Genomic DNA, 13,990 nt, shown 5'->3' with positions numbered 1-13,990 from the left:
CGCTGCGCCCCCGCTGAGGAGGAAGCCCCCGCCGCTTCTCGCAGGCGGCACCCCTCCCCCCTGCGGACGGCCGGGTCGGGGTGCCGGAACGGGACCGGCACCTTCACGGCGGTGTCGGAGACGGGAGAGCCCCCGGTTCGCAGCGGCCCCCGGTCCGCGCCGACTCGGAGCCGCTCAGGTCTTGTCCAGGTACTCCGCGCGTTCCTCGGGGAGCAACGCCGCCAAGGCGTCGGCCAGCGGTTTGTGGGCGGTCAGCCCGGGGTCCTCGGCCACGAGGCGGCTGGCCTCCTCGCGGGCCTCCCCGATCAGCTCCTCGTCCTTGACCAGAGTGAGCATGCGAAGACTCGAACGCGCCCCGGACTGGGCGTCGCCGAGCACGTCGCCCTCACGGCGCATCTCCAGGTCGGCGCGGGACAGCTCGAACCCGTCCGTGGTGGCGGCGACGGCGGCCAGCCGTTCGCGGGCTGGGCTGCCCTCCTCCGCCTCGGTGACCAGCAGGCACAGCCCGGGCAGCTGGCCCCGGCCGACCCGGCCGCGCAGCTGGTGCAGTTGCGAGATCCCGAACCGGTCGGCGTCCATGATCGCCATGACCGTGGCGTTGGGCACGTCCACGCCGACCTCGATGACGGTGGTTGATACGACGACATCGGTCTGGCCCGAGGTCAGGCGGCGCATCACCGCGTCCTTGTCGTCCGGGGCCATCCGTCCGTGCAGGGCCTCCACCCGTACGTCCGCCAGCGGACCCTCCTTGAGGCGGGCGAGCACGTCCAGCACCGCGAGCGGGGGCCGGGCGCCCGGGGGTGCGTCCTCGGGCGGGGGCTCGACCTCGTCCCCGGATCCGTCCGTGCCGTCCCCGATCCGGGGGCAGACCACGAAGGCCTGGCGGCCCTGGCCGACCTCCTCGCGGACGCGTTCCCAGGCGCGGGTGAGGAAGTGCGGCTTCTCGTGGGCGGGGACGACGTGAGTGGAGATCGGCGCGCGCCCCTGGGGAAGCTGGGTGAGGGCCACCACGTCCAGGTCGCCGTAGACCGTCATCGCGACGGTCCTGGGGATCGGTGTGGCGGTCATCACCAGCACGTGCGGGCGGCCGTCCCTGGCCTTCTCCCGCAGGGCGTCGCGCTGCTCCACCCCGAACCGGTGCTGCTCGTCCACGACCACCAGGCCGAGGTCGGCGAAGGAGACGTGCTCCTGGAGGAGGGCGTGGGTGCCGATGACGATCCCCGCCTGCCCCGAGGCTGCCTCCAGCAGGGCCTCGCGGCGTGCGGCGGTATTCATGGAACCGGTGAGCAGGGCGACACGGGTGGCGGTGTCGGCGCCGTCGATCTGCCCGGCCCTGCCGAGCGCCCCGAGCATGGCGCCGATGGAGCGGTGGTGCTGTTGGGCCAGGACCTCGGTGGGGGCGAGCATGACGGCCTGGCCGCCGGAGTCCACCACCCGCAGCATCGCGCGCAGGGCCACCAGGGTCTTGCCCGCTCCGACGTCGCCCTGGAGGAGGCAGTGCATGGGGTGGGTGGCGTCGAGCCGTTCGGCCAGGCGTTCACCGACCTCCTTCTGGCCGTCGGTGAGAGTGAACGGGAGCTGGGCGTCGAAGGCGTCGAGGAGGCCGCCGTCCGCTCCGGGGCGGGGTGTGGCGGGCAGTTCCTCGGCCTGCCGGCGGCGCTGGGCCAGGGCCAGCTGGAGCACGAAGGCCTCGTCCCACTTCAGGCGGCGCCTGGCGGCCCCGACCTCGGACCACTCGGCGGGCCGGTGGATCCGCTCCAGCGCCTTGTGGACGCCCAGGAGCCCTTTGCCGGACCGCAGTTCGGGCGGGAGGGGGTCGGGGATGTCGGTGGCGTAGTCCAGGGCGACCCCGACGGACCGGGCGATGGTGGCGGAGTCCAACCCCTTGACCGCCGGGTAGACGGGGATCAGCTCGTTCGCGTAGGCGCGGGCGGCCTCGCCTTCGAGGCCTTCGTCGTCCAGGAGCACGTACTCGGGGTGGTCGAGCTGGCGGCGGCCCTTGAAGGTGGAGACCCGGCCGGAGAACATGGCCAACCGTCCGGGGACGAGGGTGTTCTGGTGGTGTGACCCGCGGTTGAAGAAGGTCAGGTGGAGGCGCCCGGTGCCGTCCGTGACGGTGGCCTCCATCATGTCCATGCGGCGGCGGCCCTGGCGGGCGGGGATGGTGCGCCGCCGGGCGTCCAGGACCTTGGCCTGCACGGTGACGTCCTCGCCCTCCCTCAGGAGCGCGAGGTCGGTGAGTTCGCCCCGCCGGTCATAGCGGCGCGGGTAGTAGCGCAGCAGGTCGCCGAGGGTGTGGAGGTCGAGTTTGTCGGCGAGTGCCTTCGCCGTCCTGCCGCCGAGCGGTCCTTTGCGCAGCGGCTCGTCCCAGGTGCTCACTGTGGTTCCCGTCCTGCCTCGTGGGGTCGCCCGTCAGTGTCACCGTAGACCTCCGGTGCGACGACCGTGGGCGACCGGTACGCTGACGGCCCGTGTCGGTGGCGATCGCGGCGCGGCGGCACTGGTAGTACCGGCGGCAGTGGTGCAGCCGCCCCCTCCAACCGGGGTATACTCGTCAGAGTTCATCGCGTTTTCGCCATGCCCGCGTGGCTGATCTCGATGCTCCGGTGGGTGTGTGAGGCCTCGGTCGCGCCGTTGCCCGCCGTAGCGCGTACGGACGCCCGCCAGTGGTCTGATTTCACCTTCGGGCATGTCCTTCGTGTACTCTTCCCCGGTTGGCGTCCTCGCCAGCCTGCCCACCCGGCCTCCTCTGGCCGGATGACCTCTCGCGTGCGGCGACGTGCGCGATCCCGAGCACTTGAATGGAGTTACCGTGGCTTCCGTCTGCGACGTCTGCGGCAAGGGACCAGGGTTCGGTAACAGTGTTTCCCACTCGCACCGTCGCACCCGCCGCCGCTGGAACCCCAACATCCAGACCGTTCGTACCCGCGTGGGCGGCACGCCCAAGCGCGTGAACGCGTGCACCTCGTGCATCAAGGCTGGCAAGGTGACCCGCTAGGGTCCCCTCCCACCCGTGGTTCTCGAAAGGCCCTCCGACTTCGGTCGGGGGGCCTTCGTGCTGTCCGCATCCTGTGCTGGAGTGACTCGTGTGACGACCGGACGACCCGGGTCCCGGCTCTAGAGGTCGCACACGTGGCCGTTGAGGGAGCACCGGACGGGGCTCTGGGAGACGCCGATCGCGTCGAAGGTCAGGGTCACCGACTCACCCGGCTCCAGGTGGCCGTCGGTCCCGGACTGGCGGGCGAGGATGCCGTCCTCCAGCGGTTCCCAGTCCGCGTCGTGCACCTCGGTGACGTCGGCGGTCTCGAAGGCCAGGGCCAGTTCCCACGCGTCGAGCCGGGTCCGCGAGGTGTTCGTGACGGTCACCCTGCCGGTGAAGCCGACCGATGTCGCCTCCAGCACCTGGTACGAGACGGCCGTGGGCTCCGACCCCGCCTGGGTCTGCGGCCCGGTGTTCCCCTCCCCGGAGGAGGCGCCGCCGCGGTCCGGACGCGGGGAGGCGTCGTGGGTGGGTTCGGTGCCGTCCTGGGGTCCGGGTGCCTCCGTGGCGCCGGGAGGGCCGCCGAACTGGAGGTAGATCTGTGTGGTGCTGTAGCCGAACAGGAGCAGTCCGAGTATCACCCCGGAGACCACGAGGACGTTGAGCAGCCTCGGCGGTTCGACCCGTTTGGGCACCGTGCTCTCGAGGAGTCCTCCGAACCGCCGCAGCGCCCCGGCGTTCTCCGGTTCGCTGCGGTGGGCTCCACGACGGTGGCCGTGCCGCCTAGCCATTCCGCCCCATGTGCCGCCCTCCGACGTTGTTCCGCTGGCCTTGCTCACCCTGGGCCGCCGGCCGTGCCGACCAGGGGTCTCACCTCGGGTGGATCGCCGCGGGTTCGGGCCCGGCGAGGCCGGAGCACTGTCCGTAGGCCAACGCTGACCGCGATGGCAAAGCCTAGCGCGATCACCAAACAGGACAAATCCAAACGGGCTCAGTCCCGCCGGAAATGATCCCACCCACCGCGTTCGACCACGTTCCCGTCCACCGTGACGGCGGCCCGGCCGCCCCCCTCAGGCGCCTCGCCCACGGTGCCCACGCGGTGCCAGTGCTCCGGGAGCACGACCTCGGGTGGGAAGACCGCGGCGAGAGCGTGGTCCTCACCGCCGGCCACCATCAGGCGACGGGCGGCGTCCACAGCCTTCCCCGTGGGAGCCCCGAGTACACGGACGGCTTCGAGGAGTGCGGGTTCGGGCCGCAACGCCTCCGAGTCAAGGAGGATTCCCACCCCGCTGCGACGGCACACGTGCCCAAGGTCCTGGACGAGCCCGTCGCTGACGTCGAGCATGGCGGTCGCGCCGAGCCGGGCCGCCTCCGGACCCGCGGCGTAGGGCGGGCTGGGTCTGCGGTGCTCGGACAGGCACTCCGCCGGTCCGTCGACGCCCCGTTCCAGGAGGGCGAGACCGGCGGCGGACAGGCCGAGGTGGCCGGTGTAGGCGACCACGTCCCCCGCCCGGGCGCCGTCGCGGCGGACCGGGGCCCGGCCCTCCAGGTCCCCGAGAGCGGTGACGGCGATGGTCAGGGTCGGCGAGCCCACCGTGTCACCGCCGACCACCGCTCCCCCGGCCCGGGCACACTCGTCCCGTACCCCGGCGGTGAACTCCTCGGCCCAGGCCAACGGGAGTTCGGCCGGTGCGGCGAAGCCGATGAGCAGCCCGGTGGGGCGCGCGCCCATGGCCGCGACGTCGGCGTAGTTCTGCGCCACGGCGCGGTGCCCGACGTCGCGGGCGGTGGACCAGTCCCTCCGGAAGTGGCGGCCCTCGACGAGGAGGTCCGTGGTCGCGACCGTGCGCCCGTCGGGCGCGGCCACGACCGCGGCGTCGTCGCCGGGTCCGAGGATTACGTCGTCCGTACTGGGGAATTGGCCCGTCACGCGCTCGATCAGAGCGAACTCGCCAAGACCCCCAATGGTGCTCAACACACAGATCAGGGTACGGTGACGCTCCGGCGCAGTGGTCTAGACCCCGTGGTCAGGCCCCACTTTCGTCACCCGTTCGTCATCGGCTGTGCCCCCTCCGGCCGGGGTCGCGTCCGCTCGGCACCCCACCCGGCCCGGCACGAAGGAGTAGTCAACATGGTGCAGGCATACATCCTGGTCCAAACCGAGGTCGGCCAGGCCGCCGAGGTCGCGGAGCGTGTGCGCGGGATCGCGGGGGTCGACCAGGCCAACGACGTCACCGGTCCCTACGATGTGATCGTGCAGGCGCGGGCGGAGGACATGGACGCCCTCGGTTCCCTCGTGGTCGCCCGGATTCAGCGTCTGGACGGCATCGCCCGTACCCTTACCTGTCCCATCGTCAACATCTGAGGTCGACTGAGTCGACGGAGCGAGGTTGCCCGTGCCCAAGCGCTACTTCGGAGCGGCCCTTGCCGTCGTCCTGGTGACGGCCGGTTGCGGAGGCCAGACCGTGCAGATGCAACCCCCCGAGACGGACGGTCAGACCGCGGAGGCCTGCGCGGCGCTGGTCGCGGACCTCCCGGACACCCTGCTCGGCGCCGACCGCGCGACGGTCCAGCCCGAGTCGGAGATCATGGCGGCCTGGGGCGACCCGCCCATCGGCCTGCGATGCGGAGTTCCCCAGCCCTCCTCCCTGGAACTGGACTCGATCCTGGAGGAGGTCAACGGTGTCGCGTGGCTCCCCCAGCCCGAGGACGCTCCCACCGTGTACACGGCGGTCGAGCGCGAGGCCTACGTCGAACTCTCCGTGCCGCCCTCCTACGGCCCGCCCGCCCCGGCCCTGAGCGAACTGAGTGACCTGATCGCCGAGCACCTGGAAGAGCGGGCCGACACCCGGCAGTGACCGCGCCCGAGCGGCGCCCGTCCCCCGAGACACGTGTGGGGCCGGAGGCGGGAGGATCGCCTTCGGCCCCGTTTTCGCGTCCTGGGGTGGTGTCGGGGTGGGCGGAGGGGCGCCTCGGCCCTACTCTCCGCCCTCGTCGGGTGCCTCGCTGGGCTCGTCGGTGCCCTCGGAGTCGGTGTCCTCGTTCTCCGCGTCCGAGCCGGACTCGTCGCTGTCCGCGCCCTCCAGGGACTCGGCGTCCGCGCCGTCCTCGGCGATCTCGGCCTCGATCTCGGCCGCGGTGAACGAGATGGAGCCGGAGCACGCGGCGCCGGGCTCGGGGACGTCCTGGCCGCGCTCGTAGAACTGGACGTAGCGGGCGAGGTCCTCGTCGTCCGCGCTCTCGGCGGTGATCTGGCGGCCCCAGCTGGAGGCGACGATCGGCGCGGGCATGTCACCCTCGTAGGGGCTGATGACGAGGTAGTCGCCGGGGTTGTAGAAGCCCTGGAGCGCCTCGATCTCCTCTTCGGCGATGTCCGGTTCGTAGGTGATCCAGACCGCGCCGTGCTCCAGGGAGTGGACCGCGAACTCCGGCATCAGCGGTTCGGTGTACACACCACAGTTCTGCCATCTGTTCCAGTGCTGGCCCCCGACCGGCGGGGACTGTTCGTAGTCGACGCGCTGGCCGTCCGGGACGTGGTTGTACTCGTCGACGGCGTACTCCTGCACACCGGCGATGTTGCGGGAGCGGAACTCCATGAAGACCGCGGTTCCCAGCAGACCCAGGACCGCCGCGGAGGCTACGCTGATCCCGGCGATCTTGAGGATCTTGGCGCGGCGTTCCTTCTTGCGCTGCTCTTCCCGCAGGGCGGCGGCGCGAGCTCGACGCTCCTCCGCCTTCGTCTTCTTGGCCACTGGGTCTCCTGGGCTGGATGTGGTCGAATGGGACTTTCCTATCCTCTACTTTGTCATCAGAGTGGTGCGATTTGACCAGGGTGGTTCCGATGGGGCATGTGACCGGGGCGGCGGCGAGCGACGCCGACCGTTCCGACGAGGAGTCGTACGAGGACGGGTCGGCCGAGCCCGACGAGTACTCGGAGGAGGGCGGCGACTCCGCGCCGCCGACCTCACCCGGACGCTCCGTCCCGCTCTGGATGGCAGTGACGTTGGTCGCCCTCGCGCTGATCGGGGGGTTCCTCATGGGCCGTCCGTCGTACCCGCTGGACACGAGCGCCGACGCCGGCTTCCTGCGTGACATGAGCACGCACCACGCCCAGGCCGTGGACATGTCGCTGGTCGTCATGGAACGCACCGACGACGTCGAGCTGCACACGATCGCCACGGACATGGCACGGACCCAGCAGGCGCAGATCGGGATCATGCAGGGCTGGCTGAGTTCGTGGGGGCTGAACGCCCGTGCTTCGGAGCCGCCGATGACCTGGATGGCAGACCACGACCACGGCGGTGGTGAGGGCGAGGTCCCCGAGACCATGCCGGGGTGGGCCACGGAGGAGCAGCTGGTGCGGCTCGCCGACGCCGAGGGCGAGGAGGCCGAGATCCTCTTCCTGGAGCTGATGATCGCCCACCACCTCGGCGGGATCGAGATGGCCGAGGCCGAGGTGGAGCTCGGCACCGAGGAGCTGGTCACCACCTTCGCGCAGGGGATGGTCGACGCCCAGCAGTCCGAGGTGGACAACATGGAGCGGCTGCTGGAGCTGCGGGGGTAGCCCCTCCTGCACACGACGGCCCTGACCCGGTTCCGCACCAGGGCCACGAAGACGCGATCACGACGGCGCGCCCCCGAACCGGGGGCGCGCCGTCGTGTTGCCCGGGGGCTGTCCCGGTGGGTCACCCCGCTCGCTGACCGGACGTGTCCTGTCTCTCAGGGGGGTCCACCCACGTACGACAGGCAGTAGCACTACAGTTTGTAGTACTACCGGCGGTCGGTACATGAGAGGCGGGCATGGAAGCTCTAGACCTTGCGAGGTGGCAGTTCGGCGTCACCACGATCTACCACTTCCTCTTCGTCCCCCTGACGATCGGGCTCTCGTTCATCGTGGCCGTGCTCCAGACCTTCTGGTACCGCACCGGAAGACACGAGTACCTCCAGGCCACCCAGTTCTTCGGGAAGCTGTTCCTGATCAACTTCGCCATGGGCGTGGTCACCGGGATCGTGCAGGAGTTCCAGTTCGGAATGAACTGGAGCGAGTACTCGCGCTTCGTCGGGGACGTCTTCGGTGCGCCCCTGGCGATGGAGGCCCTGCTGGCCTTCTTCCTGGAGTCCACCTTCATCGGACTGTGGATCTTCGGCTGGCACCGGCTCCCGCGCGGCATCCACCTGGCCTGCATCTGGGTGGTCGCCGTCGGGACCAACCTCTCCGCGTACTTCATCCTCGCCGCCAACGCCTGGATGCGCCGCCCCGTCGGTTACGAGGTCAACCCGGAGAACGGCCGCGCCGAACTGAACGACATCTGGGCCGTGCTCAGCAACGACCAGGCCTGGTCCACGTACCTGCACACCGTCTCGGCCGCCTTCGTCACCGCCGGGCTCTTCGTGGTGGCCGTCAGCGCCTTCAAGCTGTGGCGCCACACCCGGCACGACGACACCGGAGAGGTCGGCGTCACCCCGCCCAAGCGCGACCTCGCGCTCTTCCGCTCCACCCTGAAGGTCGGCCTGGTCTTCACCCTCATGGCCGGTGCGCTCACGTTCGTCTCCGGCGACCACCAGGCCAAGCTCGCCGCCGAGTACGAACCCATGAAGCTCGCCGCCGCCGAGGCCCTGTGGGAGACCGAGGAGGGTGCGCCCTTCTCCACGTTCGCGGTCGGCGACACCGAGGCGCGGTACAACCCGATCGACGTCGGCGTCCCCAACATCCTGAGCTTCCTGGCCACCGGGCACTTCGACGGCGAGGTGCACGGGATGAACAACCTCCAGGAGGCCTACGAGGAGTTCTACGGACCGGGGGACTACATCCCCAACGTGTTCGTCGTGTACTGGGCCTTCCGGCTGATGATGGGCTTCGGGATCTTCGGCGTGGCCGTGGCCGCCCTGGGGCTGTGGCTCACCCGGGGACGGGAGCGGCTGCCGAGGACCCGGTGGTTCTACTACGCAGCGATCGCGGCCCTGCCCGCCGCCCTGTTCGCCAACATCTTCGGGTGGGTGCTCACCGAGATGGGCCGCCAGCCGTGGACCGTCCACGGGGAACTCCTCACCGCGAACAGCGTCTCCCCCGGGGTCAGCCTCGGGACGGTGGCCATGAGCCTCGGGATCTTCACCGCCGTGTACGGGCTGCTGTTCGTCATCGAGGTCGGCCTGCTGTGGAAGTACGTCAAGAAGGGCCCCGCACACCTCGTCCCGGATCTGGAGAACGACGAGGACGAGTCCCAGATCCCCCACTTCAGCTACTAGGAGCCAACGACCATGGAACTGGCCGTCATCTGGTTCGTCGCCATCGCCGTCCTGTGGATCGGGTACTTCGTCCTGGAGGGATTCGACTTCGGGGTGGGCACCCTGCTGCCCTTCATGGGCAGGCGCAACTCCGTGGACCGCCGGGTCGCCATCAACTCGATCGGCCCGGTCTGGGACGCCAACGAGGTGTGGCTGCTCACGGCGGGCGGCGCCATGTTCGCCGCCTTCCCCGCCTGGTACGCGTCCCTGTTCAGCGGGTTCTACGTGCCGCTGTTCCTGATCCTCATCGCGCTCATCCTGCGCGGCGTGGCCTTCGAGTACCGGGGCAAGCGCGACGACCCGCGCTGGCAGGACTGGTGGGACCGGGCCATCTTCTTCGGCAGCTCCGTCCCCGCCTTCCTTTGGGGCGTGGCCTTCGCCAACATCGTCAGGGGCGTGGCGATGGACTCCGACCACATCGTCACCGCGTCCCTGCTGGACCTGCTCAACCCGTACGCCCTGCTCGGCGGGCTGACGACGCTCTCGCTGTTCACCCTGCACGGCGCCGTGTTCCTGACCCTCAAGACCGACGGGCCGGTCCGGGTCCGCGCCCGCCGCGCCACCCTGGTCACCGCCTGCGTGGCCGTGCCCGCGGGAGCCGCGTTCCTGCTGTGGACCCAGTTCGCCTACGGCAAGCCGTGGACGCTGCCGCTCGTGCTGATCGCCGCCCTGGCCCTGGTGGCCGGAGTGGTCGCGGCCTGGTACCGCCGTGAGGGCTGGTCGTTCCTGGCCACCGCGGTGACCATCCTGACCGCAGTGACCGCGCTGTTCGGGTCGCTGTTCCCGGACGTGCTCCCGTCCACCACCGACGCGGCCTTCAGCCTCACCGTCGAGAACGCCTCGTCCGCCGACTACACGCTCACCGTGATGTCGTGGGTGGCCCTGGTGTTCCTGCCGCTGGTGATCGGTTACCAGTCCTGGAGCTACTGGGTCTTCCGCAAGCGGGTCACCGGCGAGCAGATCGGCGGCCCCACCACCACACCGACCGGGAACGAGCCGGAACGGGCCGCCTGACCGGCAGCGTTCCCCCGCGCCGTACCCTCCGCCCTCCGCATCGCCCCGGAGGGCGGGGTACGGCGCGATCGGCGACCTCCCTGGATACTGGTCCGGACCACACAGTGATCCCGCGTCCCCGACTCATCCGCCCAGTCGGCCTCACCGCTCCGGCCGGGCCCCGACGCCACGAGGTTCCACGCACATGAAACCGCTCGACCCACGTCTGGTGCGCACCGCGGGCGCGGTCCGGACGCACCTGGCCGTCACCGTGGTCAGCGGCGTGCTGATCACCGGCCTCATCCTCGCCCAGGCCTGGCTGTTGGCCCGGGTCATCACCGGGGTGTGGGCCGGTGAGGGCATGGACGCGCTGGGCTGGATGATCGCCGCCGTGGCCGCAGTCGCGATCGTTCGCGCCCTGCTCTCCTACCTCGCCGAGGCGTCCGCCCTGCACAGCGCCGCCCGTACGAAGTCGCAGCTGCGGCGCCAACTGGTCTCCCACGTGACCGGTTCGGGCAGGGTGTGGCTGGCCGAGGGTGGTGACCGGGAGAACGACTCGCCCCGGGCGGGGGAACTCGTCACCCTCGCCACACGGGGCCTGGACGCCCTCGACGAGTACTTCTCCCGGTACCTGCCCCAACTCGTCCTGGCCTGCATCGTGCCGTTCGCGGTGCTGGCGGTCGTGTTCTGGGCGGACTGGATCTCCGGGATCGTCATCCTGGTGACCCTGCCGCTCATCCCGATCTTCATGGCGCTGATCGGTATGCACACCCAACAGCGCACCGAGCGCCAGTGGCGGCTGCTGAGCCGGTTGGGCGGGCACTTCCTCGACGTGGTGGAGGGACTGCCGACCCTGGCGGTCTTCCGCCGCGCAAAGGCCCAGGCCGCCATCATCCGGAGGGTCGGCGACGACCACCGGGCCGCGACCATGGGGACGCTGCGGATCGCGTTCCTGTCGGCCTTCGCCCTGGAGTTGCTGGCCACCCTGGCGGTCGCGCTGGTCGCGGTCGAGGTGGGACTGCGCCTGCTCGGCGGGCACATGGACTACCAGACCGCCCTCCTGGTCCTGATCCTCGCGCCCGAGGCCTACCTGCCGCTGCGCGAGGTGGGCGCCCGGTTCCACGCGAGCATGGAGGGCGTGGCCGCCGCCGACCAGGTCTTCACCGAACTCGACCGCGAGCGCGGGACGGGTGGTCGGGTCGGCGACGGCGAGGAGCGGCGGGCCCCGGCACCGACCGGGGTCCCCGCACCCGCCGCCTCGGGTGACATCCGCTTCGAGGGGGTGGGTCTGCTCTATCCGGGCCGCGAGGTGCCCGCCCTGGCCGGACTGGACCTGACCGTCCGCTCCGGTGAGCACCTGCTGCTCACCGGGCCCAGCGGCTCGGGCAAGACCACCCTGCTGTCCCTCCTGCTGCGGCTCCGAGAGCCCACGGAGGGGCGGATCAGCGTGCGGGCTCCCGGCGGGCGGTGGACCCCGATGGACGAAGTGCCCGCCGACGACTGGCGTCTGGGCGTCGCCTGGGTGCCCCAGCACCCCTACCTGTTCGACGTGTCCGTCGCCGACAACATCCGGCTGGGCGCGCCCGACGCCGACATGGACCGGGTGCGGGAGGCGGCGCGGATGGCCGAGGCCGACGCGTTCGTGTCCGCCCTCCCCGAGGGGTACGGGACCCGGCTGGGCGAACGGGGCGCGCGCCTGTCCGCCGGACAGCGGCAGCGGATCGCCCTGGCCCGGGCGATGTGCCGGGACGCGCCGCTGGTGCTGCTGGACGAGCCCACCGCGCACCTGGACCCCGAGAACGCCGGGGCCGTGCGCACCGCGGTGGCCCGCCTGTTGGAGGGGCGTACCGCCGTGATCGTCGCCCACGACACCGGGTGGGCCGAGTCCGCGCTCGGCGCGAACCTCAGGACCACCGCGCTTCCGCTGCTGACCCGGGAGGCCCGCCGATGAGCGCCGAGACGACCGCCGCCACCGACCCGTGGGAGGTCGGAGAACGGGAACGGCGCCGGGACCCCCTGCGCCGGATGATCGGACTGGCCCGGCCCCGGAGCGCGCGGTTCGCTCTGGGCGTGCTGCTCGGCGCCGCCGCCACCGGTTCGGGCGTGGCCCTGCTGGGCGTGGCCGCCTGGATGCTGGCCACCGCGGCCAACCACCCCTCCATCACCGCGCTGAGCGTCGCCGTGGTCGCCACCCGGGCGCTGGGCGTGAGCAAGGGCGTGACCCGCTACCTGGAGCGCCTGGTCACCCACGACGCGGCTTTCCGAACCCTGGCCGAGGTGCGGGTCCGGGTGTTCGAGCGACTGGCCCGGACCGAGCCGTTCGGGCGCTTCCGCTCCGGCGACCTGGTGTCACGCCTGGTCAACGACACCGAGGCCACCCTCGACCTGCTGGTGCGCGGACTGACGCCGCCCTTGGTGTCGGTGGTCACCGGTGGTGCCACGGTGCTGGTCCTGACCGTGGTGTACGTCCCCGGGGGCCTGCTGCTGGCGGCGGGGCTGCTGCTCGCCGGGCTCGCGGTTCCGCTGGCCGCCGCCGCGCTGGGCCGCGGGCCGGGACGGCGGGAGGCCCGGGCGCGCGGAGGCCTCTCCACGACCCTGGTGGACACCCTCCAGGGCGCCCCGGACCTGGTCGCCTACGGGGCGATGGAGCGTCAGGTGGCCCGGGTGAACGAGGCCGACGCCGAGCTCACACGGGTGGCCCGGCGCGACGCCGCGACCCTCGGCCTGAGCGCCGGGGCCAACGCCCTGATCACCGGGCTGACCGTGTGGGGCGCCCTGTTCCTGGGCGTGCTGGCCGTGGACGACGGGATGATCGGCCCGACGGCGCTGGCGGTGCTGGTGCTGACCACGCTGGCCGCCTTCGAGATCGTGGCCCCGCTACCCGCCGTCGCGGCGCGGCTGGGCTCGATCCGGGCCAGCGGCGAGCGGCTGTTCGGTGTCCTCGACACGCCGCCCGGAGTCGCGCCACCCACGCGGGAGGGGTGGGAGATCGACCCGGCGGCCGACGCCACCGTGCGGGTGCGCGGCCTGCGCGTGCGGTACGGCCCCGGGGAACCGTGGGCGCTGGACGGGGTGGATCTGGAGATCCCCGCCGGGGCGACGGTGGCGGTGGTGGGCCCGAGCGGCGCGGGCAAGAGCACGCTCGCCTCCGTGCTGCTGCGCTTCATGGACCCGGACGGCGGCCGCGTGGAGATCGGCGGCGTGGACATCACCGACTACCCGGCCGACGAGGTCCGCCGTGTGGTCTCCGGGGTTCCGCAGGACCCGCACGTGTTCGCCTCCACGCTCCGGGAGAACCTGCGGCTGGCCAGGCCGGAGGCCGGGGACGACGAGCTGTGGGCGGCGCTGCGCGGGGCGCGCCTGGCCGGTGAGGTCGAGGCGATGCCCAAGGGGCTGGACACCCAGGTGGGTTCGCACGGCACGGGGCTGAGCGGCGGGATGCGGCAGCGGCTGGCGCTGGCGCGGGCCGTGCTCGCCGCACCGCGCGTGCTCGTGCTGGACGAGCCGACCGCGCACCTGGACCCGGACACCCGCGACGCGGTGGTGGCCGACCTGCTCGACGCCGCCGAGGGGTTCTCCACCCTGCTCATCACCCATGACCTCACCGGCCTGGACCGGGTGGACCGCGTCTATGTGGTCCGCGACGGCCGGGTGCTCCAGTCGGGGACCCACGAGGAGCTGCTCGCACGGGCTGGGTGGTACCGGTCGGTCTGGGAGCGCTAGTGTTCGCCC

General features: G+C 71.7%; 12 protein-coding genes. 8 read left to right on the top strand and 4 right to left on the bottom strand.

Going from position 1 to position 13,990, the window contains the following annotated elements; translation table 11 throughout:
- Positions 1–174: 174 nt before the first annotated feature.
- Positions 175–2,379, bottom strand: a complete 2,205-nt coding sequence (gene recG / locus D452_RS0120105; protein WP_017545940.1) for an ATP-dependent DNA helicase RecG — start codon at positions 2,377–2,379, stop codon at positions 175–177.
- A 433-nt stretch (positions 2,380–2,812) separates the two neighbouring features.
- Between recG and rpmB the strand changes: the two genes are divergently transcribed.
- The gene (rpmB, locus tag D452_RS29810) at positions 2,813–2,998 is read left to right on the top strand and encodes a 50S ribosomal protein L28 (RefSeq protein ID WP_013151263.1); all 186 of its coding nucleotides are present in this window, start codon (positions 2,813–2,815) and stop codon (positions 2,996–2,998) included.
- Between the two features lie 119 nt (positions 2,999–3,117).
- Here the strand turns inward: rpmB and D452_RS0120100 are convergent, their stop codons facing one another.
- Positions 3,118–3,771 (bottom strand): cellulose binding domain-containing protein, encoded by a 654-nt coding sequence (locus D452_RS0120100; RefSeq protein ID WP_017545939.1) that lies wholly within the window; start codon positions 3,769–3,771, stop codon positions 3,118–3,120.
- A 200-nt stretch (positions 3,772–3,971) separates the two neighbouring features.
- The gene (locus tag D452_RS0120095) at positions 3,972–4,958 is read right to left on the bottom strand and encodes a thiamine-phosphate kinase (RefSeq protein WP_026129494.1); all 987 of its coding nucleotides are present in this window, start codon (positions 4,956–4,958) and stop codon (positions 3,972–3,974) included.
- Positions 4,959–5,111: 153 nt separating this feature from the next.
- On the opposite strand from D452_RS0120095, the gene D452_RS0120090 reads away from it, so the two are divergent.
- On the top strand, positions 5,112–5,345 hold the full coding sequence (locus tag D452_RS0120090; protein ID WP_017545937.1) for an Lrp/AsnC family transcriptional regulator: 234 nt from the start codon (positions 5,112–5,114) through the stop codon (positions 5,343–5,345).
- A 31-nt stretch (positions 5,346–5,376) separates the two neighbouring features.
- Positions 5,377–5,838: a DUF3515 domain-containing protein gene (locus D452_RS0120085; RefSeq protein WP_017545936.1), complete on the top strand. Its 462-nt coding sequence runs from the start codon at positions 5,377–5,379 to the stop codon at positions 5,836–5,838.
- A gap of 120 nt (positions 5,839–5,958) precedes the next feature.
- On the opposite strand, the gene D452_RS0120080 is transcribed toward D452_RS0120085, so the two are convergent.
- Positions 5,959–6,732: a DUF3105 domain-containing protein gene (locus D452_RS0120080; RefSeq protein WP_017545935.1), complete on the bottom strand. Its 774-nt coding sequence runs from the start codon at positions 6,730–6,732 to the stop codon at positions 5,959–5,961.
- Positions 6,733–6,821: 89 nt separating this feature from the next.
- On the opposite strand from D452_RS0120080, the gene D452_RS0120075 reads away from it, so the two are divergent.
- From D452_RS0120075 to cydC, 5 genes are all read left to right on the top strand, one after another.
- Positions 6,822–7,544, top strand: coding sequence for a DUF305 domain-containing protein (locus D452_RS0120075; protein WP_026129493.1), 723 nt, complete (start codon positions 6,822–6,824; stop codon positions 7,542–7,544).
- A 236-nt stretch (positions 7,545–7,780) separates the two neighbouring features.
- Positions 7,781–9,226 carry a cytochrome ubiquinol oxidase subunit I gene (locus tag D452_RS0120070; RefSeq protein WP_017545933.1) on the top strand — a complete coding sequence of 482 codons (1,446 nt, stop codon included), beginning with the start codon at positions 7,781–7,783 and terminating at the stop codon, positions 9,224–9,226.
- 12 nt (positions 9,227–9,238) lie between these two features.
- The gene (cydB, locus tag D452_RS0120065) at positions 9,239–10,279 is read left to right on the top strand and encodes a cytochrome d ubiquinol oxidase subunit II (protein ID WP_017545932.1); all 1,041 of its coding nucleotides are present in this window, start codon (positions 9,239–9,241) and stop codon (positions 10,277–10,279) included.
- A gap of 184 nt (positions 10,280–10,463) precedes the next feature.
- Complete coding sequence (gene cydD, locus D452_RS0120060) at positions 10,464–12,209, top strand: thiol reductant ABC exporter subunit CydD (RefSeq protein WP_017545931.1); 1,746 nt, start codon at positions 10,464–10,466, stop codon at positions 12,207–12,209.
- Positions 12,206–13,981: a thiol reductant ABC exporter subunit CydC gene (cydC, locus tag D452_RS0120055; protein WP_017545930.1), complete on the top strand. Its 1,776-nt coding sequence runs from the start codon at positions 12,206–12,208 to the stop codon at positions 13,979–13,981. Before cydD ends, cydC begins: the two co-directional genes overlap by 4 nt.
- Positions 13,982–13,990: the final 9 nt, after the last annotated feature.

The sequence above is a fragment of the Nocardiopsis prasina DSM 43845 genome (genome assembly GCF_000341265.1).
Lineage (GTDB): Bacteria > Actinomycetota > Actinomycetes > Streptosporangiales > Streptosporangiaceae > Nocardiopsis > Nocardiopsis prasina.
The sequence above is the reverse complement of the archived record's forward strand: the minus strand, read 5'-3'. Positions and strand labels throughout refer to the sequence as shown.